19 protein-coding genes and 1 pseudogene are annotated in these 25,162 nt (G+C 60.8%); 17 read left to right on the forward strand and 3 right to left on the reverse strand.

The features are described 5' to 3' along the window. The first annotated feature begins 240 nt into the window (after positions 1 to 240). The 8 genes and pseudogenes from O4H62_RS25405 (at position 241) to O4H62_RS25440 (ending at position 9,189) form a co-directional block, all read left to right on the forward strand. Entirely contained in the window at positions 241 to 1,089 is an 849-nt protein-coding gene (locus O4H62_RS25405; RefSeq protein WP_269391687.1) for a cytochrome P450, read from the forward strand. Continuing rightward, positions 1,086 to 1,406 carry a 2Fe-2S iron-sulfur cluster-binding protein gene (locus O4H62_RS25410; protein WP_269391688.1) on the forward strand — a complete coding sequence of 107 codons (321 nt, stop codon included), beginning with the start codon at positions 1,086 to 1,088 and terminating at the stop codon, positions 1,404 to 1,406. The genes O4H62_RS25405 and O4H62_RS25410 overlap by 4 nt, the downstream gene beginning before the upstream one ends. Positions 1,407 to 1,425: 19 nt before the next feature. After that, positions 1,426 to 2,559 carry a C45 family autoproteolytic acyltransferase/hydolase gene (locus O4H62_RS25415; RefSeq protein WP_269391689.1) on the forward strand — a complete coding sequence of 378 codons (1,134 nt, stop codon included), beginning with the start codon at positions 1,426 to 1,428 and terminating at the stop codon, positions 2,557 to 2,559. 138 nt (positions 2,560 to 2,697) lie between these two features. Continuing rightward, entirely contained in the window at positions 2,698 to 3,639 is a 942-nt protein-coding gene (locus O4H62_RS25420; RefSeq protein ID WP_269391690.1) for a LysR substrate-binding domain-containing protein, read from the forward strand. Between the two features lie 190 nt (positions 3,640 to 3,829). Beyond that, the gene (locus tag O4H62_RS25425) at positions 3,830 to 4,996 is read left to right on the forward strand and encodes an acyl-CoA dehydrogenase family protein (RefSeq protein WP_269391691.1); all 1,167 of its coding nucleotides are present in this window, start codon (positions 3,830 to 3,832) and stop codon (positions 4,994 to 4,996) included. Beyond that, positions 4,993 to 7,092: an acetate--CoA ligase family protein gene (locus O4H62_RS25430; RefSeq protein ID WP_269391692.1), complete on the forward strand. Its 2,100-nt coding sequence runs from the start codon at positions 4,993 to 4,995 to the stop codon at positions 7,090 to 7,092. The genes O4H62_RS25425 and O4H62_RS25430 overlap by 4 nt, the downstream gene beginning before the upstream one ends. Positions 7,093 to 7,215: 123 nt before the next feature. Beyond that, a complete protein-coding gene (locus tag O4H62_RS25435) occupies positions 7,216 to 8,424 on the forward strand; it encodes an NAD(P)/FAD-dependent oxidoreductase (RefSeq protein WP_331284492.1) in 1,209 nt (402 codons plus the stop codon). A gap of 48 nt (positions 8,425 to 8,472) precedes the next feature. Further along, positions 8,473 to 9,189, forward strand: a pseudogene (locus tag O4H62_RS25440) (IS6 family transposase). Positions 9,190 to 9,481: 292 nt separating this feature from the next. Here the strand turns inward: O4H62_RS25440 and O4H62_RS25445 are convergent. Together O4H62_RS25445 and O4H62_RS25450 are read right to left on the reverse strand one after the other, a co-directional pair. Next, positions 9,482 to 10,459: a winged helix-turn-helix transcriptional regulator gene (locus O4H62_RS25445; protein WP_269391694.1), complete on the reverse strand. Its 978-nt coding sequence runs from the start codon at positions 10,457 to 10,459 to the stop codon at positions 9,482 to 9,484. A 187-nt stretch (positions 10,460 to 10,646) separates the two neighbouring features. Further along, positions 10,647 to 11,207, reverse strand: a complete 561-nt coding sequence (locus tag O4H62_RS25450) for a MarR family winged helix-turn-helix transcriptional regulator (protein ID WP_269391695.1) — start codon at positions 11,205 to 11,207, stop codon at positions 10,647 to 10,649. A gap of 186 nt (positions 11,208 to 11,393) precedes the next feature. Here O4H62_RS25450 and O4H62_RS25455 point away from each other — a divergent pair, with 186 nt between their 5' ends. The 9 genes from O4H62_RS25455 to O4H62_RS25495 all read left to right on the forward strand — a co-directional run bounded on the left by O4H62_RS25455 (position 11,394) and on the right by O4H62_RS25495 (position 24,985). Beyond that, entirely contained in the window at positions 11,394 to 13,220 is a 1,827-nt protein-coding gene (locus O4H62_RS25455; RefSeq protein WP_269391719.1) for an AMP-binding protein, read from the forward strand. A gap of 13 nt (positions 13,221 to 13,233) precedes the next feature. Continuing rightward, entirely contained in the window at positions 13,234 to 14,418 is a 1,185-nt protein-coding gene (gene bktB / locus O4H62_RS25460; RefSeq protein WP_269391696.1) for a beta-ketothiolase BktB, read from the forward strand. Between the two features lie 47 nt (positions 14,419 to 14,465). Further along, a complete protein-coding gene (locus O4H62_RS25465) occupies positions 14,466 to 16,847 on the forward strand; it encodes a 3-hydroxyacyl-CoA dehydrogenase/enoyl-CoA hydratase family protein (RefSeq protein ID WP_269391697.1) in 2,382 nt (793 codons plus the stop codon). 17 nt (positions 16,848 to 16,864) lie between these two features. Continuing rightward, on the forward strand, positions 16,865 to 18,664 hold the full coding sequence (locus tag O4H62_RS25470; RefSeq protein ID WP_269391698.1) for an acyl-CoA dehydrogenase: 1,800 nt from the start codon (positions 16,865 to 16,867) through the stop codon (positions 18,662 to 18,664). 62 nt (positions 18,665 to 18,726) lie between these two features. Then, positions 18,727 to 19,866 carry an ABC transporter substrate-binding protein gene (locus tag O4H62_RS25475; RefSeq protein WP_269391699.1) on the forward strand — a complete coding sequence of 380 codons (1,140 nt, stop codon included), beginning with the start codon at positions 18,727 to 18,729 and terminating at the stop codon, positions 19,864 to 19,866. A 92-nt stretch (positions 19,867 to 19,958) separates the two neighbouring features. Continuing rightward, a complete protein-coding gene (locus O4H62_RS25480; protein ID WP_269391700.1) occupies positions 19,959 to 20,993 on the forward strand; it encodes a branched-chain amino acid ABC transporter permease in 1,035 nt (344 codons plus the stop codon). A gap of 4 nt (positions 20,994 to 20,997) precedes the next feature. Continuing rightward, entirely contained in the window at positions 20,998 to 22,761 is a 1,764-nt protein-coding gene (locus tag O4H62_RS25485) for an ABC transporter permease subunit (protein WP_269391720.1), read from the forward strand. Next, on the forward strand, positions 22,758 to 23,468 hold the full coding sequence (locus O4H62_RS25490; RefSeq protein ID WP_269391701.1) for an ABC transporter ATP-binding protein: 711 nt from the start codon (positions 22,758 to 22,760) through the stop codon (positions 23,466 to 23,468). The genes O4H62_RS25485 and O4H62_RS25490 overlap by 4 nt, the downstream gene beginning before the upstream one ends. 530 nt (positions 23,469 to 23,998) lie before the next feature. Further along, a complete protein-coding gene (locus tag O4H62_RS25495; RefSeq protein WP_269391702.1) occupies positions 23,999 to 24,985 on the forward strand; it encodes a LysR family transcriptional regulator in 987 nt (328 codons plus the stop codon). Here the strand turns inward: O4H62_RS25495 and O4H62_RS25500 are convergent. After that, positions 24,927 to 25,160: a DUF2274 domain-containing protein gene (locus O4H62_RS25500; RefSeq protein WP_269391703.1), complete on the reverse strand. Its 234-nt coding sequence runs from the start codon at positions 25,158 to 25,160 to the stop codon at positions 24,927 to 24,929. The genes O4H62_RS25495 and O4H62_RS25500 overlap by 59 nt on opposite strands. Positions 25,161 to 25,162 lie beyond the last annotated feature (2 nt).

A 25,162-nucleotide genomic window follows, 5' to 3' on the forward strand; every position in this document is an offset into this window, starting at 1 on the left:
CCGCCGCCCCCGCCGCGCCCCGCCCCCCCCCCCCCCCCGCCCCCCCCGGCCCCCCCCCCCCCCGCCCCCCCCCCCCCCCCCCGGGGGGGGGGGGGGGCGAACTACTACCGTGAGAAACCCTGGCGCTCGCCCAGCGTTGTGTTCGAAGTAGACCCGCCGGATCACACGCGAACCCGGAGGGTTCTGGGTCGAACGCTGTCGATAAAGGTTGTGCGCGAGCTTGAGGAGCGGACGGCCGAGATGGCGGCAGATCTGGTTGAGAAGGTCCTGGCGGCCGGTCGGTTCGACGGCATCCGGGATTTCGGCAAGCCGCTGGTGATGCGGATCATCCCCGACGCTCTTGGTCTGCCGCCGGAAGATCGTGACAACCTACTGACCTACAACTATTATCTGTTAAAGGGACGGGGCGCTTGGCGGCATCTGCCCTGGACGGATGAGGAACTGGCTGAATCCGAGAAGGTAACCGCCTGGATTGCCAGAGCCTGCGAACGCGAGAACCTCGCGCCCGATGGGCTCGGAGCTCAGATCTATGCTGCTGCTGACGCCGGAGAGATCAGTTCCTACGAGGCAGGCATGCTGGTGCGGTCGTTTCTGTCGGCCGGCACCGACACGACCTTCGGCGCAATTGCCAACACGCTGAACTTCCTGATGACCTATCGGGACCAGTGGGACAAGCTTCGCGACGATCCCGGTCTTGCGCGGAACGCCTATGAAGAGGGCATGCGCTTTCGCGGCCCGGCCCAGATCATCGCCCGGAACACGTTGGACGAGATGGACTATTGCGGCGCGCGTATGGGCAAGCATGACAAGGTCATCGCATTTGTCGGTTCGGCCAATCGCGACCCCGACCGCTGGGAGGATCCCGACAGTTTTCAGATCGAGCGCAATGCGAACGGGCACCTGGCGCTGGGGGTTGGCATTCACGGCTGCGTTGGCCAGATGGTCGCCCGAATGGAGGCCGAGAAGCTGCTGGGAGAACTGGCCCGGTGCGTGCCGGACATGCGGATCGGGCCCGATGGCGTGGAGTATTCCGCCAACGGTCGGGTGATCGAGAAGCTCGATCTCGAGATCCTGGGGCACTACGCATGATCGCCGTGACGTTCGTTCTGGCTGATGGCAGCGAAGTCGAGCTGGCGGGGCAGGTCGGGCAGACAGTGATGGAACTGGGCCGCAACAACGGCATCCCCGGCATCATCGCCGAATGCGGCGGCGCCGCCATGTGCGCCACCTGCCATGTTTATGTCGACGAATCGGATCTGGACCGGGCAGGCAGCGTGGGGGAAATCGAGGAGGAGATGCTGGACATGACCGTCGCTCCGCGGCTGCCCCGCAGCCGGCTTTCCTGCCAAATCCGCCTGACGCCGGAAATGACCGGCCTGCGCGTACACATTCCCGAAGCCAGCTGATCACTCAGAGAGACCCGCCATGCCCCATATCTGTCCCGTAATCGAAATCTCCGGCAACCCGTTCGATCGGGGCGTCCAGTATGGCCAGGCGGCGGCGACGCTGATCGCTAAGGGTCTTGGTCACTACATGGCGCAGATGACCGGCATCGGATTCGACGTTTCACGCATCCATTCGGTCGCCCGTGCCTATCTGCCCCGGATGGAGGACTATGACGCCGGTCAGGTTGAGGAAATGCATGGCATCGCCAAGGGCGCAGGAGTCGGGATCGAAGATATAGCGTTCATGAACGCACGAACCGAAATCCTCAAATTGGCGCAAAACCCCCAATTGCGCGAACGCGCCGGCATTGAATCAGGCAATGATGAATGCACAAGCGCGCTGGCGCTGCCCGAGGCCACAAGGGACGGTCGTCTGATCATCGGCCAGAACTGGGACTGGAAGGCCGAATGTGCTCAATCCACACTGCTCCTGAAGATCCGGCGTGACGACGGCCCGGATATCTTGACCTTTACCGAAGCCGGGGGACTGGCGCGATCCGGAATGAATTCGGCCGGGCTTGCTGTGGTTTCCAACTATCTGGATTGCGATCGGGATTACCGGGAACTCGGGGTTCCGCTGCTGATGACGCGACGTCGGATTCTGGAACAGACCTATCTGGCGCAGGCCACGCATCATCTCTACAGCACCCGCCGTTCCGGCTCGAACAATATACTGATCGGCGATGCAGGAGGGGCAGGCTATGACATGGAATGCGCGCCAGATGAGGTGTTCGCAGTGTTTCCGTCCGACGGAATTCTCTCTCACGCAAACCACTGGATCGCGCCTGCTGCCCAGGCCAAGTTGCGTGACATGGGCATTGCGAACACGTCGGACACGCTGTTTCGCGGCTTCCGCGCCGATCAACTGCTTCGCGCAGCCAAAGGCAAGATCACACGCGACACCTTCAAGACGGTGTTTTTGGATGACTATCAGTCGCCCTACAGCGTCTGCCGCCCGGTTCGTCAATCGCTGACCATGACCGCCAGTGCGACAGTCGCTTCAATCATCATGGAGCCGGCGCTCGGGATCATGGAAGTGGCGATCCTGCCAGCGCAGAATCCCATCTATCAGATGGTCAATCTGGACATGGACCCGGCCTTCGTAAAAGTCTGATCCGTCAGGCATTTACCGGGATTGAAGGGCGGACGCGAAATTCGGTGGGGCGGGACGGCAGATGGATTGACAATGTGACGGTGTAGCGAAATTGTCATGTCTCCTTGTCGCCGCTGCGAGGGAATTGGAGAATTAATCATGTCTAAGCGCACGGATCTCCCTCCTTTGAATCCATTGCATGTATTCGAGGTGGCCAGCCGTTTGGGCAGCTTCACGAAGGCGGCGAAGGAACTGAATGTTACCCAGTCCGCAGTCAGCCGCCAGATCGCGACGCTGGAGGGCCATCTCAACGTCATGCTGTTCTCGCGACTGAAGGACGGCGTTCTCCTGAGCGATCTGGGCGAATACTACCGGGCGGAAATCAGCGCCGCCTTTGCACGTATCAGCCATGCGACAAGCGAATTGCAGGCGACTAAGAAATCCGAGCCGGTCAGGGTCAGGGTCTACAGCACATTCGCGGCAAACTGGCTGATCCCGCGCCTTCCGGAGTTTCAGGCGCGTCATCCGGAAATCGAGATCCAGATGAATACCAGCACAAGTCCCGTTGATTTCACGCGGGATGCCGCCGATATCGCGATTCAGTTCGGATCGGACCATTGGGCGAACGCCCAGGCCCGGTCGTTGCTGCCCGACGTTCTTCAGCCGGTGTGCTCACCCCGGTACGCGCAACGGCATGGTCTGCACGACAGCTTTCGGGGTTCCGACGATGTCAAATTGATCGAGGCCCATCTGCGGACCAAGGACTGGAGTTACTGGCTGGGTGTCCACAACATGGACAAGGAAGATTACCGCGTGATCAAACTGCCCAATTCGCTTTTGGCCTATCAGGCGGCGATGTCCGACATGGGCATCGCGATGGCCCAGGTTTCGCTGGTCAAGCCGCATTTCGAAAGCGGCGCCCTGGTCCCGGTTGGCAGTCCCGTGATGCGACCCGGCCTGGGATATTTCGTGATCTGGCCTGAATCCATATCGCTGGGTGCGCGCACCAAGGCTTTTGTGCAATGGCTCAGCAACGAGGCACGCGAAGAGATTTCAAATGTCCTGGAGCCCGCGCTGGTCCGCAACGGGGCCGCCAGCTGAGGTGATCGCCGCGCGACGGATTGGTGCATGAGGTATCCTCATGCCCAGCTTTCCACGTGCGCCGGTTTAGGGGTCCATGAGACCGGACGGGTCATAATCATTTCTCATCCCGCACCGACCAATGCGACAGTTCCCAGCGCCCGGGTTTGTTCTATTCTGGTCAAAATGGATGCCAAATGACGGGATCGACATGAATTTCCTTTTGTCTCATGAACAGCAGGTTTTCTCTGACAGTATTCGCAGGTTCGCCGAGAAGGAGCTTGCTCCAGGGGCTGCCAGCCGTGCTGCGCTGCCAGGTTACCCGACTGATGTTGCACGCCAATTGTCTGCTTTGGGTCTGCTGGGCATCACCTTTGATGAAGCGGACGGCGGCAGCGGCGGCAGCCTGCTGGATTCGATCCTCGCGCTCCAGACGATAGCCGAGATATGCCCGCGCAGCGGCGATATCGTTCAGGCCGGCAATTTTGGCCCGATCCGTGCCTTCTATGAATACGCGACGCCTGAGCAGAAGGAGCGTTGGCTGGGCAGGCTGCTGCGGTCGGAAATACTGATCTCTCTGGGAATGTCTGAGCCCGATGCCGGTTCGGCCGCCACTGATCTGCGCACGACCGCAAAGTTGGACGGGCAGGGATACCGCTTGAACGGGACGAAGGTGTTTGGCACCCATTCCGCCGAGGCCGAGTTGTTCCTCGTTTATGTGCGGTTTGGCCCGGGCGTTGGCGGCATCGGTTCCGTTCTGGTCGAGCGCGGCACGCCCGGCTTTACGATTGGCAAGGCAACGCGGTTCATGAATGGCGAGGAGTGGGCGCAACTCTATTTCGAGGATTGCCTGATCCCGCGTGAAAACCTGCTGCTGGGGCCGGGTGGTTTCAAGAAACAGATCAATGGGTTCAATGTCGAACGTCTCGGCAATGCGTCGCGCGCGGTGGCAGTGGGGCGGCATGCCTTCAACCTTGCCCGCGACTATGCGGCGAACCGGGTTCAGTTCGGGCGGCCATTGTGCGAATTCCAGGGGCTGCAATGGAAGTTCGCTGACATGCTGCTAAAGCTCGAAAGCGCCCAGTTGATGCTGATGCGTGCGGCGACACGGCTGGAAAACGGTCTTCCTTCGGGCCATGACACTGCGCTGGCCAAGCTGGCCTGCAACGAGGCTGGATTCCATGCTGCAAACGAGTCTTTGCAAATAATGGGCGGGCTGGGGTTCAGCGAGGAAAGCACGGCGCAGTACTGCCTGCGGCGCACAAGGGGCTGGATGATCGCGGGGGGCTCAATCGAGATCCTGAAGAACCGCATCGCTGAAGGGATCTTCGACCGTCGTTTCCCGCAGCGCAGCAGTCTTTCCGAGGTGGCGGAATGAAAAGCCCCCTGTTGCAGGCATTGACCCGACCGCGTTCGGTGGCCGTGATAGGTGCGTCCGACAATCTGGCCAAGCTGACATCGCGCCCTCAAAGTTTTCTGAAGCAGCACAGGTTTCCGGGGCAGTTCTATCCGGTCAACCCGGCGCGGGAGACCGTTCTGGGGATCAAGGCCTGGGGCTCGGTGGCCGCGATACCGGCCGAGGTCGATCATGCCTATATCCTGCTCGATGCAGCCGCCGCGCTGACGTCGTTCGAGGATTGCGCAGCTGCCGGCGTGCGGGTGGTTTCGATGCTGGCCGATGGCTTTGCCGAAGCCGGAGCAGAGGGCAAGGTGCTCCAGGACAGGCTTTCCCGGCTGGCGCAAGACGCCGGCATTCTGCTGATCGGTCCCAATTCCACAGGCGTGGTCCATGTGCCGGGCGGGTTTGTCTGCACGACCAACGCGGCCTTTCGCGAAGCGCCGCTTCTGGTGGGCCGCACTGCGGTGCTGTCACAGTCGGGCAGCATGATCGGTGCCATCCTGTCGCGCGGAGCGGCGATGGACATGGGTTTTTCCACGCTGGTGTCGGTGGGGAACGAGGCCGCGGCAGGAGTTGGCAGGATAGGGCAGATTCTGCTGGACGACCCCGAGACAGACTCCTTCATCCTGTTTCTGGAGACACTTCGCGAGGCCGATCAGGTGGCGGCCTTTGCACGCAGGGCCGCTGCACAGGGCAAACCCCTGGTCGCCTATGTGGTGGGGCGCTCGGAGGAGGGGCAGGCGCTGTCCGTCTCGCATACCGGGGCGCTGACGGGCGGGCGCGCTGCGCTCTCGGCATGGCTGGCTTCGGTGGGGATCGCCGAAGTGGAGAATTTCGAGACGCTTCTGGCTGCGCCGACCAGCCTGATCCGGGCCGGCGGTCTGGCTGGACGACCGCGCACGGCTACGGTGCTTTCGACCACGGGTGGTGGCGGGGCGATGGTGCTGGACCAGATCAGCCTGCGAAAGGTGCCGATCGCCGGATGCAGCCTCGAGGCCCGGCGCCTGCTCGAGGCGGACTACATTTCGCTTGGTCATGGCAAACTGGTCGACGTCACTCTGGCAGGCGCCAAATACGAGACGATGCGCCGGGTCATCGATACGCTGATTCATGACCCGGAGACCGGGCTTCTGGTGATTGCCATCGGCTCTTCGGCGCGGTTCAACCCTGAGCTCTCGGTCAAACCAATCGTCGATGCGGTTCAACAGGCGCGCCCGGGCGCGGCGCCGGTGGTGGCGATTCCGCTGCCGGATGCGCCAGAGAGCCTCAGGATGCTGCAACAGGCCAGTATTGTCGCCTTTCGCTCGGTCGAGATCTGCGCCGAAGTGGTGGCGCTGCTGATGGGCGACAGAATGCCCGTGCCGGAGGTTGCGACGCACCTGTCGAACGAAACCCGGTCGCTTCTCAGGGGACTGAGCGGCACACTTGAGGAAACGGCGGCGGGTGCGGTCTTTGAGACGCTCGGCATCGCCCGGCCTCGCAGTCTTGTTCTTGGACCTGATGATCCGGTGTACGAAGACAACGGGCTGGGCTGGCCGGTGGTGGCCAAGCTCGTGTCGCCCGACCTGCCTCACAAATCCGAGGCTGGCGCGGTGACGGTCGGCATCCGCTCGTTGGCCGAGTTACAGACCGCGATCGAGCGAATGAGCGCTGCCGCAGAGGCGCATAGGCCCGGCTATCGCAGGCGCGGCATCCTGGTGCAGGAAATGAAATCCGGCGTTGGCGAAGTCCTGTTGGGACTGACGCGTGACCCACTTGTCGGGCCGGTTCTGACAGTCGCAACCGGTGGTGTGATGACCGAAATCTACAAGGACGCCGCCGTTAGGCCTGCCCCGGTCTCCCGCCAAACGGCCGAGCAAATGATTGACGAAGTTCGGGGGTTGGCCGTTCTGCGCGGCTTTCGCGGGCGCCCCCGCGGCGATCTTGACGCGCTTGCTGAAGCAATCGCCGCCTTCTCGCAGATCGCGCTCTGCGATGAGGTCACTGAAGCCGAGATCAATCCCCTTCTGGTTCAAGAACACGGCGTGGTCCTGCTGGATGCGCTGATCTGTTTGCGAAGTGCAGAGTTATCCTAATCGAAGCCGCAGGAAACGACTGCTGCTGATGGTGCACAGGGGCTTGCGCTCCAGAGATTGGCAGTCGGCCGCGAGATCCGGTCGGTGAACGTTACATGTAAGGAGTGCCACTTGTCGGGTATTGTGGTTATCGGCGCGGGACAAGCCGGCGCGTCGCTTGCAACACGGTTGCGCAGGTCCGGTTATGAGGGCCGGATTACGCTCGTCGGCGCGGAGCCTTTGCCTCCCTATCAGCGTCCACCCTTGTCAAAGAGGTATCTGCTTGGCGAGATTTCGACGGAGAGTCTGTTGCTGCGGCCGACGGAATTCTACGCCGATCAGGCAATCAGCCTGAGACTTGGCGAGCCGGTCAGCGCGCTCGACCCGGTGACCCGCCGCATCCGCATCGGTGACAGAGTGTTGACCTATGATCAGCTGGCGCTGACAACCGGATCGGTAGCCCGGCGCTTGCCGGCCGGGATCGGCGGCAACTTGGCCGGGATCCACTGCCTGCGCAATTACTCCGATGTCGACCGGATGTTGACTGATTTTCGCAAGGCACGGCGGGTTCTGATCGTGGGCGGCGGCTTTATCGGATTGGAGGCTGCCGCGGTCGCGGCGGAGCGCGGCCTGGGTGTCACGGTGCTGGAACGCGCGGACCGAATCCTTCAACGCGTTGTCTGCTCCGAGACCTCGGATTACTTCCGCAACCTGCATGCCGCGCGCGGCGTGGATATACGGGAAGGCGTAGGGTTGATACGCCTGACGGGGGATAGGCATGTCACCGGGGCCGAACTCAGCGATGGCACACGGCTGGAAACCGATCTGGTGATTGCGGGCATCGGCATCGAACCCGAGACGCAACTGGCGCGATCCGCCGGGCTGCAAATCGACAATGGCATTGCGACCAATGCCTATGGCGTCACCAGCATAGCCGGAATCTGGGCCGCGGGCGATTGCGCCTCCGTCCCGCATGAGGGGACGCGGCTGCGATTGGAAAGCGTCCAGAATGCTGTCGATCAAGCCGAATGCGTCGCCGACAACATGTTGGGGGCAGGCAAACCCTATGTGCCGAAGCCATGGTTCTGGTCTGACCAGTATGATGTCAAGTTGCAGATTGCCGGGTTGAGTTCTGGGTATCGCCGCCTCGTGGTGCGCGGCGAGGAGCGCGGCCCGCGGTCACACTGGTACTTTGGCGAGCGAGGCCTGCTGGCGGTCGATGCCATGAACGACCCGCGCAGTTTCATGGTGGCCCGGCGAGCGCTTCAGTGCGGGATCGACGTCGACCCGCAAACTGTCGCCGATCCGGCTGTGGACCTCAAACTGATGCTTCTTGCTGATGAGCAGCAATAAGGGCACCGTAACGTTAACCGCGGCGATTGGCCTATTCGATTTTGCCGCATGACCCAATCCGTTCGTGATCACCTTTACCGCCGGCAGCGGTTCCCAACTGAAGTGATTGTTCATGCCGTCTGACTTTGTCTTCGTTTCCCGCTCAGTCTGCGCATGGTCGAAGACTTGCTGGCGGCTCGCGGGATAATTGTCTCGCGCCAGACAGTACGCCTTTGGCCCGAGAAATTGGGTCGGCGCTTTGCAAATGATTTCCGGCGGAAATCCAAGGGTCGGCTCGGCGATAAATGGTATTTCGATGAAGTTGTCATCTCCATCGGCGGCAAGAAGCACTGGCTGTGGTGGGCCGTCGATCAGGGCGGCTTCGTTCTCGACGTGCTGGTGCAGAGTCGCCGCAACACCAAGGCCGCCAAGCGGCTCATGCGAAGACTCTTGAGAAGACAGGGTCATGCGCCACGCGTCATGATCACCGATAAACCCCGCTCCTATGGCGCAGCCAAACGCGCGATCATGCCCGGCGTCGGACATCGTTCGAACAAATGCCTGGATAACCGGGCAGAGAATTCCCATCAACCGAAACGACGGCGAGAGCGCAATCTGAAGGGTTTCAAGTCAACCCGACATCTCCAGCGCTTCGTCTCCATTCATGAGCCGGTCGCCAATCTCTTCCACATTCCATGCCACGATATCCAGTCCGACCATTACCGCGAACCGAGAACTGCAGCCCTGGAAATGTGGAACGAGATCGCTCGCCTGCAAACAGCATAACAGAAAGCGGAAGACCAATTTTTGACCGGTGTTCGTTAAGTTTACAGCGCCCTCGAACACATGCTTGCGACCAGCGGCTTGCCGATTGCTCTGGTCATAGGCGTGATTTTCATGGCTTGCGTCATGCTGTTTCGCCGCGGCTTCTGTGGCGAAAGCGTGGCCCGGCTGAAAGTGATGCTTGAGCGCGGACACGACTGATCATTGGCTGCCGAAATTTGAATTGGGTTTACCAGTCAAGCCTCCCAGGCTGGGCATCCGGGCGGAGTGCTTTTCCACTCCGCCCGGATGCTGATCATGGCGTCGGCAGCGTGTAGTTGAGGATGTAATCGGTCTGGTTGGCCACAAGCGGCTGCCGGCAATGGGAGCAGACGACCTTGGGCACAAAATCCTGACCGCAGAGCCGATGACGCAACCGCAGCGGCGCCTGATCGTCGCGCAGCCAATGATCGCCCCATGCCATCATGACGATCATCGGCTTGTACAAATCGTGCCCCATCTCGGTGAACCGGTACTCGAAGCGGTTGCCGAAGTTGCCATAGGTTTCCTTCTTGAGCACGCGCGCCTCGACAAGACGTGCGAGCCGGTCGGCCAACACATTGCTGGCGATGCCGAGCTTCGCCCGCATCTCGTCGTAGCGGCGGACGCCGAACCAGGCCTCGCGCAGCACCAGAAAGCTCCAGCGATCTCCTATGATGGCAAGGCTTCTGGCCACCGAGCAAGGACGAACCCGCTGCAAGAGGTCAGGGTCAGAACTGCGCCGTGTCTTTGAACGACGTTCGACAGGTGAAAAGCCCGCGCCCGGACCGTCGCGGAAGTGCACGTCACGTGCGGAAACCGGCTTCATGCATTCGGAACAGACCGTCCCGGGATGGCATTTCTGGCCGCAACCGGTGTGGATGAGCTGCAGGGGCGGGGGCTCGCCGCCGGTCAGCCACTTGTCGCCAAACTCCATCAGCGACAGCATGGTCGGAAACAGATCCTTGCCGCGCTCGGTCAGGAAATACTGGTTTCCGGGTTCGCTCGAATGCCGGCCAGTGACGAAGATGCTGTTGTCGACCAGGGCCGCCAGCCGGTTGGACAGTGTCTGGCGCGGAATGCCCAGCCGTTCCTGGAACAGATCGAAACGACGCACGCCGAAGAACGCCTCGCGAATGATCAGGAAGCTCCAGCTGTCGAGGACAATCTCGACAGTATCGCGAACCGAGCAATGACGCTCCTGCAAGGCAACGGACTTTTGCGCCTCAGGGGCTGACAGTTCGGAGGCACACATTTTTGGCGGGTCCAGCTCTGGATTGCGACCTCTATAATATGCACCGGAAGCCATTTGGCAAAGCCTCGGCGTCCGGTTCCCGACAACAAGCTATTCCCAACCGTCGGCATTGTCTTCACGGACACCGGCAAAGGGCGCGACCGCGCCGCCCTTTGCCGGCGACGCACCCGCGGCAATCAATGCCGCCTCACTTGCTTGCTCTGGCCAATCTCCACAACATGGTCAGGATCGTGGAAGGATCATCGGTGCCCAACCGTTCCAACATGTTCTTTTGATGTTTGGCAAAACGCCGCTTTAACTCCGCTAGGGCTTCAGCGCCCGCCTCGGTAAGAAATATGTGGCGATTCCGCCGATCGGTCGGATCTGGTGTGCGCGTGGCCCAGCCGCGGGCCTCAAGGGCGTCGATGAGCGGCACCATGCGAGGGCGTTCGACGCCGAGCGCGGCAGCCAGGTCGGCTTGGTTGGCGCCCGGATTGTCAGACACAACCGCCATGACCGAAAACTGCGCAGTCGTCACGTTCATCTTATCAAAAGCGCGGTAAATGTCCTGAAAAACAGTCATTTCCGCGCGGCGAATTGAGTAGCCGATCGTGCCCTCGAGATAGGAAACATCCAGGGGCGCGCCCGTGTTTTCCAATCTTGCGCTTGTCGAACTGACTACCCTGGCCTTGGGCTGCCGGGCCTTTTCATCGCGAAGATTGTCGGCCGCGTCATCCCGGGCCGCTGCGCCAGCTGAGTCTTTTTTCATAGGATTCCTCGACACTTGGATCAGGCGCCATCCACACCGGATTCGCTTGTTCGGCTTGTCTTTTCACATTCGACGCCATCTAGGCAAGGTCTGTAATGATTATTGACATTAATAGATAACTTCATTATCTAATAATCGTCGCTTGAGGCCTTGGGGCCGGTCGATGCCAGGGAGGTTTCATTGACTGTGAATAAAGTGCCGATTTCCGCTGCAGGCGGCTCGGTCGGGACAGCGATTGTTCTCGCCGGACCGAACCCGGTTTTGCCGAGCTATCCGACATTCGGAGATATGTTGCGTGCGAGTGCGAAGCGTGCGCCGGATGCGGTCGCGTTTGTTCACCGCACGGCCGATGTGGTTGAAACGGTCTCCTACGCCCAGGCCCTTCAGCGTTCCGAGGCCTGTGCGGACGCACTGCGGTCATTCGGATTGTCTCAGGACCGGCCCCTGGCAATCCTGTCACAAAATTCGATCCCCCACGCGATCGTGGCAATGGGCGCGATGTTGGCCGGCGTTCCGGTCGCGCCGATCTCGGTTCCCTATTCCCAGATTTCGGACATGACGCGGTTGCGCCAGGTCTTGACGCTGCTCGGCCCCGGTTTGGTGTTTGCCGAAGATGGCGCAGCCTTCGGCCGCGGGCTGAAACTGGCTCAAAGCCTTGGCATACCAACCTCTGCCAACACCAATGTCGATGGTCCGGAGGTGGATCATTGTCTGGATTCGCTGCTTTCTGCGTCGACGGCTGGCGCATCCGGCGGAGCGGAAATTGCCCCGAGCTCCGTCGCCAAAGTGCTTTTCACATCCGGGTCCACCGGTGAGCCCAAGGGGGTGATCGTCACCCATGGCATGATTTGCTCCAACCAGGCGGCAATGGCGGAACTTTGGCCCGCTGTTCAAACGGAACCGCCGGTGATCGTCGATTGGCTGGCGTGGAACCACACATTCGGTGGCAATCTGGTCTTCAATTGCGCCATCCACAACGCCGGCACGCTGGTGATCGACAATGGCCGGCCGATGCCCGGCCTTTTCGCGGAAACGGTACGGAACCTTTCGGAAAATCCGCCGACGATACACTTTGGTGTCCCGCGCGGTTTTGACGAGTTGATCAATGTGCTGCGGACGGATCCTGCGTTCGCGGAGAGATATTTCAGCCGCTTGCGATACATGTTTACCGCCGGCGCCGCCTTGTCGGCGGACTCCTGGGACGCCTACCGTCGCCTGGCAAAGCAGCACGGCCGGGCGGATCTGCAGATCCATGTGGCCTGGGGGGCCACAGAAACGTCGCCCGTGGCAACCATGTCGCCGGCATCAAACACGGTCGCCAACAATATAGGCGTTCCGCTCCCCGGTGCGGAAATCAAGATGGTCCCGAACGAGGAAAAGCTTGAGCTGCGCGTGCGCGGGCCAATGGTGATGCCGGGATATTGGCGCGCGCCGGAGCTCAGCGCCAAGGCATTCGACGAAGATGGTTTCTACCGGATCGGTGATGCAGGCAAGCTTCTGGACCCTCATGACCCATCCAGGGGCATTTTGTTTGACGGACGCACGGCCGAGAATTTCAAGCTGGCAACCGGAACGTGGGTGCAGGTGGGCGCGCTGCGCCTTGACGCGGTGACGGCGGGTGAAGGTCTCATTCAGGATGTCGCGGTCGCCGGGCAGGACCGTGAGGAAATCGGGCTGCTGGTGTTCCTCAATCTCACTGCGGCGCGAAAGCTGGCGGCACTGCCTCACGCTGACCTGGCGGAATTGAGCCGCAATCCCAAGGTGCGCGAGGCAGTTGCCGCATCGATGATCCGTTCGGGCAAGACGGGGTCGTCCACGCGCATCGGGCGGGCAATCATTCTGCCTGACGCGCCGTCGTTTGAAGTCGGGGAAATGACGGACAAGGGCTACCTCAATCAGCGTGCGGTGCTGCGGTCGCGTGCCGATCTGGTGGAACGTCTGTTCGCGGAACCTGTTGAAACTGATGTGATTTTGCGACCGTTGCCGGTTTATGAGCGCGGCGGAACAAAGTGAAAGGTCATTTGAAATGAACGATGAAGTTTTCTTTCTTTCGGGCGCACGCACCGCAATTGGCACTTTTGGCGGCAGTCTGAAAGGCATGTCGCCAACCGAGCTCGGTACGGTTGCTGGCAAGGCTGCAATCGAGCGGTCCGGCTTGCAGGCGGCTGATCTTGATCACGCTGTTTTTGGAACAGTCATTCCCACGGAAGCGGCGGATCTGTTTCTCGGTCGCACCGTCGGTGTGAACTCCGGCCTCCCGATCGGATCAGGCGGGCTGACGCTCAACCGGCTTTGTGGGTCCGGCGCTCAAGCCATCGTTTCAGCCGCAATGATGATCAAGTCCGGGGATTCACGGATTGCGCTCGCGGGTGGCGCTGAATCGATGAGCCGCGCGCCCTTCTCGGTCGAGGGGATGCGCTATGGCCGCAAAATGGGCAACGGCGTTTTGTACGATTGGTTGACCAATACCCTGGCCGATCCCTTCGGGCACGGAGGGATGGGCGATACCGCTGAAAATGTGGCTCAGAAGTACAATATCACACGCGATCGTCAGGACGCATTCGCGCTTGAAAGCCAGGACCGCGCGGCGCGGGCAATCGCGGAGGGGCGGTTCAATGGCCAGATCGTGCCGATCGAACTCAAAACCCGAAACGCAACGGTGGTCTTTGACACCGACGAGCATCCCCGCGCGGGCACCACGCTTGACGCACTCGCTGCGCTGCGGCCCGCTTTCCGCAAAGACGGCACGGTCACGGCCGGCAATGCCTCGGGTATCAATGACGGGGCGGCCGCCCTGGTCCTGGCCCATGCCGATGAAGTCACACAGCGCAAGCTGAACCCGATCGGGCGCCTTCTCTCCTGGGGGATCGCCGGCGTGCCGCCGGAAATCATGGGCATTGGTCCAGTGCACGCGGTGCCGCTGGCGCTGAAGCGTGCGGGTCTCACACTGGATGATATCGACATCTTCGAATCCAACGAGGCGTTTGCCGCGCAGGCCATTGCCGTGAACGATGCTCTCGGCCTGCCGACGGACAGGGTCAATCCCAATGGCGGCGCTGTGGCGCTCGGTCATCCGCTTGGCGCGACCGGCGCCATTCTGACGGTCAAGGCGCTCAACGAGTTGAAGCGCATCAAGGGCAGGTACGGCGTTGTCACCATGTGCATTGGCGGAGGTCAGGGTATCGCCCTGGTCATTGAAAACCTTCACTAGGCCGCATCCCCAGCCTCTTGTCCCAGTTCAGATCCGAGTATGTATTCATGAAAAAACCGATATCTCCAGTCTCCAATTTGAAGATCCACCGTGCCCCGGCCGAACGGCTGGCCGATGGCTCCCTGCGCCAGCCGCTGCGCAGGGCTGCCGTGATCGGTGCCGGTTCAATGGGATCTGGAATTGCCGGACTGATCGCCAATGCCGGCATCCCGGTGCTTCTGCTCGACATTGTTCCTGCCGCGGCGACCGACCGCGATGCATTGGCAAGGAAAGGCGTCGAACGGCAGCTCAAAAGCAATGGCTTCATGCATCCAGATCTCGTTTCCCTGGTGGAGGTGGGCAATGTTGAAGACCACCTGCACCGGCTCTCGGAAGTGGACTGGATCATCGAGGCGGTGTTCGAGGACCTCACCATCAAGCAGGATCTGTACGCGCGGATCGAAGAGGTGCGGAAGGATGGCGCAATCGTCTCTTCCAACACGTCGACAATACCGCTGCATCAACTTGTCGAAGGCCTGGGGTCCCGCTTTGCCGGTGACTTCGTCATCACGCATTTCTTCAATCCCCCACGGGTCATGCAGCTTCTCGAGCTTGTGTCCGGACCGCAGACAAGGCCGGACATTCTCGAGCGCGGCCGGCGCATCGGGGATGAGGTGCTCGGCAAATCGGTGGTTGTTTGCCGCGATACCCCGGGCTTCATCGCCAATCGCGTCGGCAATTACTGGATGTCGGTCGCATCCCTCGAAGCGATGAAGCTTGGGTTGAGCGTTGAAGAAGCCGATGCGGTGATGAGCGCGCCCTTTGGCATTCCGCGCACCGGTATTTTCGGTCTGTTCGACTTCGTCGGCATCAACCTTATCCCGCTGGTTTGGGGCAGCTTCATGAAGACGCTCCCGGCTGATGATGCACACCGTCGGCACGACCCCACGCAGAGCGCCTTCTTTTCCGACATGCTGGCGCGCGGACTTGTCGGGCGGGCCGCCGAGGGAGGCTTCTATCGCCGCAGGAATGCAGCGGGCGAGCGTGTTGACGAGGTCATCGATTTTGCGTCCGGTCACTACCGGCCCCGCGTTCAACCCGAATTGAAGAGCCTGGGTGCGAAGAGCCTGCGTGATGTCTGTGCGGCGGGCGACAAGGGTGGCCAATATGCCTGGGCAGTCCTGTCCAATCTCATCGTCTACGCCGCGACAATCGCCGCGGAAATTGCTGATGATGTCGCCGCCATCGATATGGCGATCCGCCTCGGCTACAATTGGAAGGAAGGTCCGTTCCAGATTGCCGACCGGGTTGGCGCGGCCTGGATTGTCGCGCGATTGCGCGACGAGGGCAGGGCGGTTCCGCCGCTGCTGGAGATGGCGGTTACGGGTGCGGGCTTCTATCCCTCAATCGACGAGATACTGGCCACCGATGGACGCATCCTGACGCTTGAGCCTGTCGCGGGCGTGTTGAGTTTTGCCAGCATAAAGCGTCATGCAAAAACCGTTGCGACCAATGGCTCGGCGTCCATCTGGGACATTGGCGACGGCGTCGCCGGCTTCGAAATCCACACAAAAATGAATGTCTGCGATGCGGATGTCGTGGCCATGGCAAGCCGTGCGCTCAAGCTGCAATCCGATGGATTTCAAGCGCTTGTTATAGGATCAGACAACCACCGGGCCTTCTCGGCCGGCGCAAGCCTCGATGTCTTCATTGATCTGGTGAAAAAACAGGACTGGGCCGGCCTTGATGCCTTTGTCGCGGGCGGGCAGGCGGCTTGGCTGGGCCTCAAATACGCATCTTTCCCGGTCATCGCCGCGCCTTCGGGTCTTGCGCTCGGCGGCGGCTGCGAACTGATGTTGCATGCCGACCAGGTTGTCGCCTCCGCTGAACTGAATGCGGGTCTGCCCGAGCGAAAAGTGGGCATTCTGCCGGGGTGGGGCGGCGTGACGCAGCTTGTGGTGCGCCAGCAGGCACGGCACTCCGATCTCCTGCGGGCGGGGCAGGCGGCATTTGCGACAATCGCCATCGGCGATGTCTCGGGATCGGCCTACCAGGCGGCGGACCATGCGTTTTTGCGCGATGGCGATCAGGTCGTCCTGAGCCGGGAGCGGCTGCTTGCGGTTGCCAAGCAGGAGGCTCTGGCGCGGGCCGGAACCTACACCGCTCCCGCCCGGGCCGCTATCCCTGCGGGGGGCGCGCCGCTGATGGCATGCCTCGAAGAACAGATTTCCCGGCTTGTCGATGACAGCGGGTTCACGCCTACCGATGCGGGCATCTGTCGCGAGATTGCCCGGATTGTATCCGGTGGTTCGGCGCAGGCGGGTTCACTGCTGAGCGAAGAGCAGTTTGCACAGTTGGAGCGGGACGGAATCCGCGAACTCGCCGGGCGGCAAACCACGTTTGACCGTCTTGTGCATCTGCGCAACACCAACCGCCCCCTGGCGAATTAGGGGGGCGGGCGCGCATCATGTCCTATTCCCCCCCGATTGCCGAGTTGCAGTTCAGCCTGCTGAATTCCACCCGCGCCCTGACGCATGGCGGCGGATCGCTTGACGAAGACGTGCTGGCGGCAATTCTCGAGCAGGCGGGAAGCTTCGCGTCTGATGTGCTGCTCCCTCTTGACAAGGTCCTCGATCGATCCGGCGCATCCTACGCATCGGGCAGGGTGACGACCGCATCCGGGCATCGCGACGCCTACGCTCAATTCACGGGTGGCGGTTGGTCGGCTCTCTCCCTGCCCAGCCAATTCGGCGGCCAGGATTTGCCGTTGACGCTCAATGCCGCGTGTCTGGAAATGTGGCACGCAGGGTCGATCGGGTTCACGATGGGGCTGCTGCTGAACATGGGGGCGGCGGAGACCCTGCATGCGCATGCAAGCGCGACGCTGCAACAGACCTATCTTGAAAACATCGCCACCGGCCGCTGGGGGGCGACGATGGCCATCACCGAGCCAAATTCGGGGTCCGATCTGTCCGGGATACGCACCCGGGCGGTCGAAGGCGCGGATGGCAGCTATGCTATTTCAGGCACCAAGATCTTCATCTCCTATGGCGACCATGACCTGACTGAGAACATTGTGCATCTGGTGCTTGGGCGCCTTGATGATGCCCCGGAGGGAACGAGCGGCCTGTCGCTGTTTGTGGTGCCAAAACTGGTGCCGCTGGCAGATGGGGGCCTTCAACCCAACAATGTGCAATGCCTGGGCATCGAGACCAAGACCGGCCTGCATGGCTCACCGACCTGCACCATGGCCTTTGGCGCCGGCGAAGCTTCAACGGGCTGGATGATCGGCGGCCCGAATCGCGGCCTGGCATGCATGTTTGTGATGATGAATCGCGCCCGCCTTGCCGTTGCAACGCAAGGGGTCGGCATCGCCGAGCGCGCCTTCCAGATGTCCTATGACTATGCCGCGTCGCGTCTTCAGGGCCGCATCGACGCCCGGGACCGGCAGCAAGTGCCGCTGATCCGCCATGCGGACGTCAAGCGAAACCTGATGAAGATGCGCAGTCTTGCGGCTGCGGGCCGCTGTCTGATGCTGGCCGCGGCCGAGGCTATCGATGCTGCGCGCGGTGCCGGCAGTCAGATCGAGCGCGCCAGCAATCAGGCGCTGGCCGATATCCTCACGCCGGTGGCGAAGGCGTTTTGCACCCAGGCCGGGGTGGATGCCGCTGATCTCGCCATTCAGGTTCATGGCGGCGCCGGATATGTCGAGGAGTCGGGCGTGCCGCAGCTCTGGCGCGATGCACGCGTCACCACGATCTACGAAGGTACCAATGCAATCCACGCGATCGACCTGCTGACCCGTGGAATCGCCGGCAGGAACGGTGCGCACTTCGATGGTCTCCAGGAAGAGTTCGGCAAGATCGCCAGCCGTCTGGCGGAAAATCAAGATCACGATCTAAGCCGGCTCGGGCGAGCCCTGTCGAAGGCTTGCGCCGACCTGAGCGCGGCGGTGGAGCTGAGCCGGGCCACGCTGAAAACCGACAGGCACACGGCGCTTGCGGGTTCGACGCCGCTCCTCGAATTGGTGGGCCTGGTCGCAGCCGCGAGCTATCTCGCCGCCATCCTTGAAAAGTGCCCCGCGGGGCATCCCTTGCGCACCAGGCTGCGCGAGAATTTCGTCTTTTTCGCTCTTCAGCTCCTGCCCGAGACCGGCGCCCTTTTGGCGATGATTACGGCCGGCAGGCAGGCTTTTTCAGGAGTGTTTCATGAATTCGACAGGCCCGTTGGCGTGAGCGCCGCGGGATCGAATGCTTTCGATGGGTGAGGCGAAAAGCTCAGCCGGCGGAAGCGATTGGGAGAGACTTAAAGTAACCGGAGGAAACAATTATGAAGCGAATTCTAGCCCTGGCTTCGGTGGCTCTTGCCACCGTCGCCTCACCCGCGCTTGCCGACATCACAGTCTGCATCAGCCTATCCGCGACCGGTCCGGCCGCATCGCTCGGCATTCCGGAACAGAACGCCGTGCCGTTTCTGCCGACCATGGCCGGGGACACAAAGATCAACTATATCATTTACGACGATGCGACCGATCCGACGGCAGCGACGCGGAATGCGCGCAAATGCACCGAGGATGACCGCGCCGACGTCATTATCGGCTCCTCGACCGCACCGACTTCAGCCTCGGTCGCAAGCGTCGCCTTTGAAGCACTGACGCCTGTGATTGCGCTGGCGCCCGTGTCGGTCAAGGATGATGTGAACGTATGGACCTTCCGCGCCGTGCAGACCAACCGGATGATGGCGAGCGCGCTCGTCGAGCACATGGTCGCCAGCAATGTCAAAACGCTTGGTTTCATCGGCTTCGCGGATGCGTTTGGCGATGACTGGATCGCCGCGCTTGAAGAATTGCTGAAAGACACCGGCATCAAAATGGATCCAGTCGAACGCTTCGCCCGGTCAGACACCTCGGTCACTGGCCAGGCGTTGAAAATCGGTCTCGCCAATCCAGACGCTGTCATGGTCGTCGCATCGGGAACACCCTCTGCCCTGCCTCCCACCGCGTTGCGTGAACGCGGCTACACAGGCCAGATCTACATGACGCACGGCTCTGTCAGCCCCACCTATATTCGCGTTGCAGGGGCGGCCGCCGAAGGCTCAATTCTGCCCGTCGGCCCGGTCGCTGTTGCGGAACAGTTGCCCGACAGCCATCCCTCCAAAGCAATTGCCGTCGATTTTGCCACCAAATACAACGCCGTTCACGGCGAAGGCAGCGTTTCGGCATTCAGCGGGATGATGTTCGACGCAGGTCAGCTGGTGGCGCATGCCTCGGTGGAAGCCTTGAAGACTGCGCAGCCCGGCACCCCGGAGTTCCGCAAGGCCCTGCGTGATGCCCTTGAGAATGTGCGTGAGCTGGTCTCGGTGAACGGTGTTTACAACACCAGCCCCGATGACCACTACGGTCATGACGAGCGGAGCCGCGTTCTGATCCAGGTCAAGGACGGCAAGTTCGAATATCTCCCTCTCAACTGACCCATCCACCCGGATGAGCCAAAGCGTGCCCCGACATTAGCGCCGGGGCACGCCTGATCTCCAAACAAGCGCGCAACCGGAACATCGACACGATGGATTCAACTATCACTCTATTCTTGTTGCAGGACGGGCTGATCAATGGTTCGATCTATGCCTTGCTGGCCGTGGCCTTCGTTTTGCTCTTTGCAGTTACAAGGATCATTTTTGTCGCTCAGGGCGATTTCGTTGCCTATGGAGGGCTCACCTTCGCTGCCTTGCAGCAAGGCAGTGTGCCGGGCTCCATCTGGTTGCTTGCAGGTCTTGGAATCATCGCGGGAACGCTGGAATTCCTGCGTGAGCGACGCGCATTGACCAGACCCAAGGTCCTTGGAATTCTGGCGGGGGATTTCGTTTTCCCGCTGACCCTGACCGGTGTTGCGATCCTGGCTGCGCCGCAGGACATGCCGTATCTCTTTGACATGGCGCTCGCGCTTACGCTCGTGGTTCCCATGGGACCCTACATCTACAGGATTTGCTTTCGACCAATGGCCAGCGCCTCGGTGCTGGTACTCCTGATTGCCTCAGTCGGAGTTCACTGGCTGATGATCGGACTTGGCCTGCTTTTCTTCGGCGCCGAAGGATATCGTGCGGCGCCAATGTTTGGCGCCAACTTTGCTCTCGGGCCGGTGCCGGTGTCGGCTCAAAGCCTGCTGGTGATGGGTGCAACCCTGGCCTTGCTGGTCGGGTTCTATCTGTTCTTTGGCCGGACGCTCGCTGGCAAGGCACTGATGGCAACCGCCGTCAATGCGCGTGGCGCGAGTCTGGTCGGCATTTCCCCGTCCTTCTCCGGTCGTACCGCGTTCCTGATGGCCGCATTTGTTGGAGCGATTTCCGGTATTCTCATCGCGCCGCTGACGACGCTTTACTATGACAGCGGCTTTCTGATCGGGCTCAAGGGATTTGTTGCAGCCATTGTCGCGGGATTCGCAAGCTTCCCGCTCGCCGTGGCCGGCGCGATCGCCATTGGCATCGCCGAGGCGGTCTCCGCCTTCTTTGCCAGCGCGTTCAAGGAGGTCATCGTTTTCAGCCTTATTCTCCCGATCCTCATCTGGCGATCCATCCGTGCGCCGCATCTTGAAGAAGATTGAGCTCATGAACACCAAAAGCATCCCGCTCCTGATCGCCCTCGCGGCACTGCTTGCCCCCTATCTTCCGGGTGTGCCGTTGTTCTGGGTGTCCCTGCTGAACTTCATCGGGCTTGCAGCTCTTGTGACGCTCGGGCTTGTCGTGTTGACCGGCGTTGGCGGCATGACATCCTTCGGCCAGGCGGCCTTCGTCGGCATCAGCGCCTATACGACGGCGGTCCTGTCGGTAAAGTATGGCATCTCACCATGGCTGACGCTCCCCGTCTCAATCCTGATCACCACGCTTGCGGCCTTTCTGATCGGGCTGATGACGGTTCGTCTGTCCGGGCATTACCTGCCGCTGGGCACCATAGCCTGGGGTATCGCCATATCCTATCTGTTTGGAAACCTTGAGTATCTGGGGCGCTACAACGGCATTTCCGGCGTGCCGCCCCTCTCAATCGGCGGTGTCGAACTCATCGAGGGCCGGCAGGTCTATCCGGTTGTCTGGTTGTTTGTCACGGTCGCGGTCATCGGGACAAAGAACCTGCTGGATTCGCGTGCCGGTCGGGCGATGAGCGTCCTGCGCTCCGGCAAAACCGCGGCCCAAGCCTTTGGCGTCAATACGACGCGTACCAAATTGATAGTGTTTGTCTATGCGGGCGTGCTTGCGGGTCTGGCCGGTTGGCTGTTCGCGCATATTCAGAGAGCGGTCACCCCCAGCGCCTTCGGCATCAATGCCGGCATCGAGTATCTGCTCATGGCGGTTGTGGGCGGCGCCGGCCACGTCTATGGCGCCATCATTGGCGCGGCTGTCGTGGTTTTGCTGAAAAACCAGTTGCAGGACATATTGCCGTTGATCTTTGGGCAAGGCGGCAATTTTGAATCCATTGCCTTTGGCGCCCTGCTGATCCTTGCCCTTATTTATGCGCGTGACGGCATCTGGGCGGCAATAGACCAGCGCTTCTCCAATCGGCGACGCCACATCAATCGCGATGCGAAGCCGCTTGAGACGGCGCCTGCCAAACAAGGCGACTTTGCGCTGTTGAAGGTCGAGGGCCTGACAAAGCGGTTTGGCGGTCTGGTTGCGGTGAATGGAGTTGGTTTCGAAGTGAAGCCTGGCGAGATTCTGGGGCTTCTCGGGCCGAACGGTGCTGGAAAGAGCACGACCTTCAACCTTCTCACCGGCGTGATACCGTTGACGGAGGGAAGGATCTGGATCGACGGCGGGCGGGTTGACGGCAAGCTGCCCGAAGAGATCGCAGCTCGCGGGGTGGCGCGAACCTTCCAGCACGTCAAGCTGGCACCCGAAATGTCCGTTCTCGAAAATGTGGCGCTTGGAGCGCATCTGCGTGGTCGGGCTGGCTTCGTGCGGGGGATGCTGCGCCTCGATCGCGAAGAGGAGGAACGCATCTTCGCAGAAGCAATGCGCAACCTCGAGCGCACCGGGCTCGCGGACGACGCCTTTCAGCTGGCAGGCAGTCTGTCGCTTGGCGCTTCGCGCATGGCGGAGATCGCCCGGGCTCTCTGCCTCGCGCCCAATCTGCTGCTGCTTGATGAACCTGCGGCCGGCCTGCGCAGGTTTGAAAAGGAGGAACTGGCGAAGCTTTTGAGCAGCCTGCGGGCTGACGGAATGGGTATCCTGCTGGTTGAACACGATATGGAGTTTGTCATGGGACTGACGGATCGCATTGTTGTGCTGGATTTCGGCACACGCATCGCCGAAGGCACCCCAACGGAAATCCAGCGGAATCCGGCTGTTCAGGAAGCCTATTTGGGAGGCGTGCAATGAGTGTGCTCCTAACCGCGACAGACCTCTCGGTCAGCTACGGCAAGGTTGTTGCAGTTCACAACATTGCGATCGAGCTGCCCGGCTCCGGAATTGTGACGCTCATTGGCGCCAACGGCGCCGGCAAATCCACGACCCTGCTGTCGCTCATGGGTGTATTGCCCGCGAAGGGGAAGCTGATGTTCGATGGCATCGACATTACCAAGTCCCCGGTGGAGGAGCGCGTGGAAATGGGCATCTCGCTGGTGTCGGAAAAGCGGGACTTGTTTTCTAGCATGTCCGTGGAGGACAACCTGCGTCTTGGCTGTTATCGCCGCAACCGGTCCCATGGCGGCGAGGCGCTGGAGGAGGTCTTTGGGCGGTTTCCGCGGCTGAAGGAACGCCGCCGCCAGCTTGCGGCAACGTTGTCCGGCGGAGAACGACAGATGTTGGCGATGGGCCGCGCACTGATGGCGCGCCCGCGATTGCTGATGTTGGACGAGCCAAGCCTGGGACTGGCTCCCTTGATCGTGCGCGACATCTTTCGCATCGTGACCGACCTTAGGGACTCCGGAATCGCCATCTTGTTGGTCGAGCAGAATGCACGCGCCGCGCTTGAAGTGGCGTCTGCGGGCTACGTCATGGAACTGGGGGAAATCACAACGCATGGTCCAGCGAGTGAATTGATCAATGACAGACGGCTGATCGAAAGTTACTTAGGAATTGGATAATAAGAGCTGCGCTTCGTATCCATATATATTCTGAGAGATGATCGGGGAGCCGCCGATCGCTGACGCTATTTTGATGCCATCGTCCATAACGTCAGAGACAAAATCCGATCATCAAAGAAATGTTTATGTGCTGCGCACCGGGAGAAGGTTGTAGATAATTCTGTTGCTTAGCAAATATAATACGTCATCTTGCTAAAAATACCGAATATTCACTGGTTTACAACACAGAAAAATTATCTATTTAATAGAATAAAGCGACAAGTACGGTATGTATTGTAACCTTCATCGCAAATAGGAGAAATCCATTTCAGCTGCAAGTTATTTAAATATGTCGGTGAACGTAATTTATAAGGCCGACAGTCGCTCGTTTTTATTGTGGCTGAACATATCAATGAGGTGTTCGACAAGATGCGAGTTTTCGGATCAACAGTTTTTTGTCCCTCTGCTGCGAGGGTAGGCCGCATGAAATGGTCCATTTCGGGTAGTCCGGCCACGATTGCAATAATTCATCAGGATTTTGCTTAGCCGTCATGCCACAACTTTCGGAAATCCGCTACTTCGTAGCCGCAGCTGAGAATGGAAGCCTGCGACAGGCAGCCGAAACGCTGGGTATTGGCCAGTCCTGCGTCAGCCGCTCGATCATGCGTCTGGAAGACAAGCTCGGGGTCTCGCTACTCGAACGGAGCAACACGGGGGTTCGACTGACTAATGCGGGACAGCGGTTTCTGGATGACGTGCAGCCCGCGCTTCAGCAACTCGATCAGGCGCGTCGGTCAGCTGGCGCCGCCGGCCGTGCGGAAGCGGGAACCGTCCGGATCGGTGTCCTGACGTCGCTCGCCGGCGGATTCCTCCGGAAACTGCTTGTCGTTTATCGACAGGAATATCCGAAAGTTCGTATCGATGTTCGTGACGGAGGCCGTGACGAGCATATCGCCGCTTTGCGGACGCGTGAGCTCGACATGGTCTTCGTGCCCGGGTCGCGCCCGGTCCGGAACTGCGAATGCGCGGAGTTGTGGTGCGAACGGATCCACATCGCCCTTGCCAGGGGGCACAGGCTCGCCAGCCGAAGCGATCTCGATTGGCCTGATCTGTCCGAAGAACTGTTCATCACGAGCAGCATTGCGCCAGGACCTGAAGTCCACGATTACATCGTACGCCGGCTTGCCGACTACGCGATTTTCCCGAGAGTCGAGGCGAGAGGCGCCTGCTTCGAGACCCTGGTGAACCTTGTCAGCCTCGGGGAGGGTCTTACCGCAACCACTGCGGCCTGGGCGGCGGTCAAATTGCCGGATCTCGTTCTCCGGCCCTTGGCTGACCCGGAGGACGTCCTCCCGTTCAGCGCGATCTGGCTTGCGGAGAACGACAATCCGGCGCTGCGCTGCCTGGTCAGCACGGCCCATGTGCTCGCCGGGCGGGTTCGGCGCGGCAATTCCGATTGGCTACCGCGGCGACTGGATGTCAAGGCGTCTGTCGACGTGACTTCCGCAGACGCGCGAAGACGCGATCGGTCGCCATGAACCGTAACAACATCGGCGCGATCAGTCGTGTAGGCTCAAGCGCCGACTGACCGGACTCCCGGGCCATCACCTCGGCATAGGCGACGAGGTCCTGGTGAACGTCCGGAGGCAATTCGACGGCGACCTTGACGGGCTTGTCGTCAGGGATGGATGTGAGTTTCAGCTTCGTGCTCATGG

The organism is Parahoeflea alexandrii (assembly GCF_027214025.1).
Taxonomy (GTDB): domain Bacteria; phylum Pseudomonadota; class Alphaproteobacteria; order Rhizobiales; family Rhizobiaceae; genus Hoeflea; species Hoeflea alexandrii_A.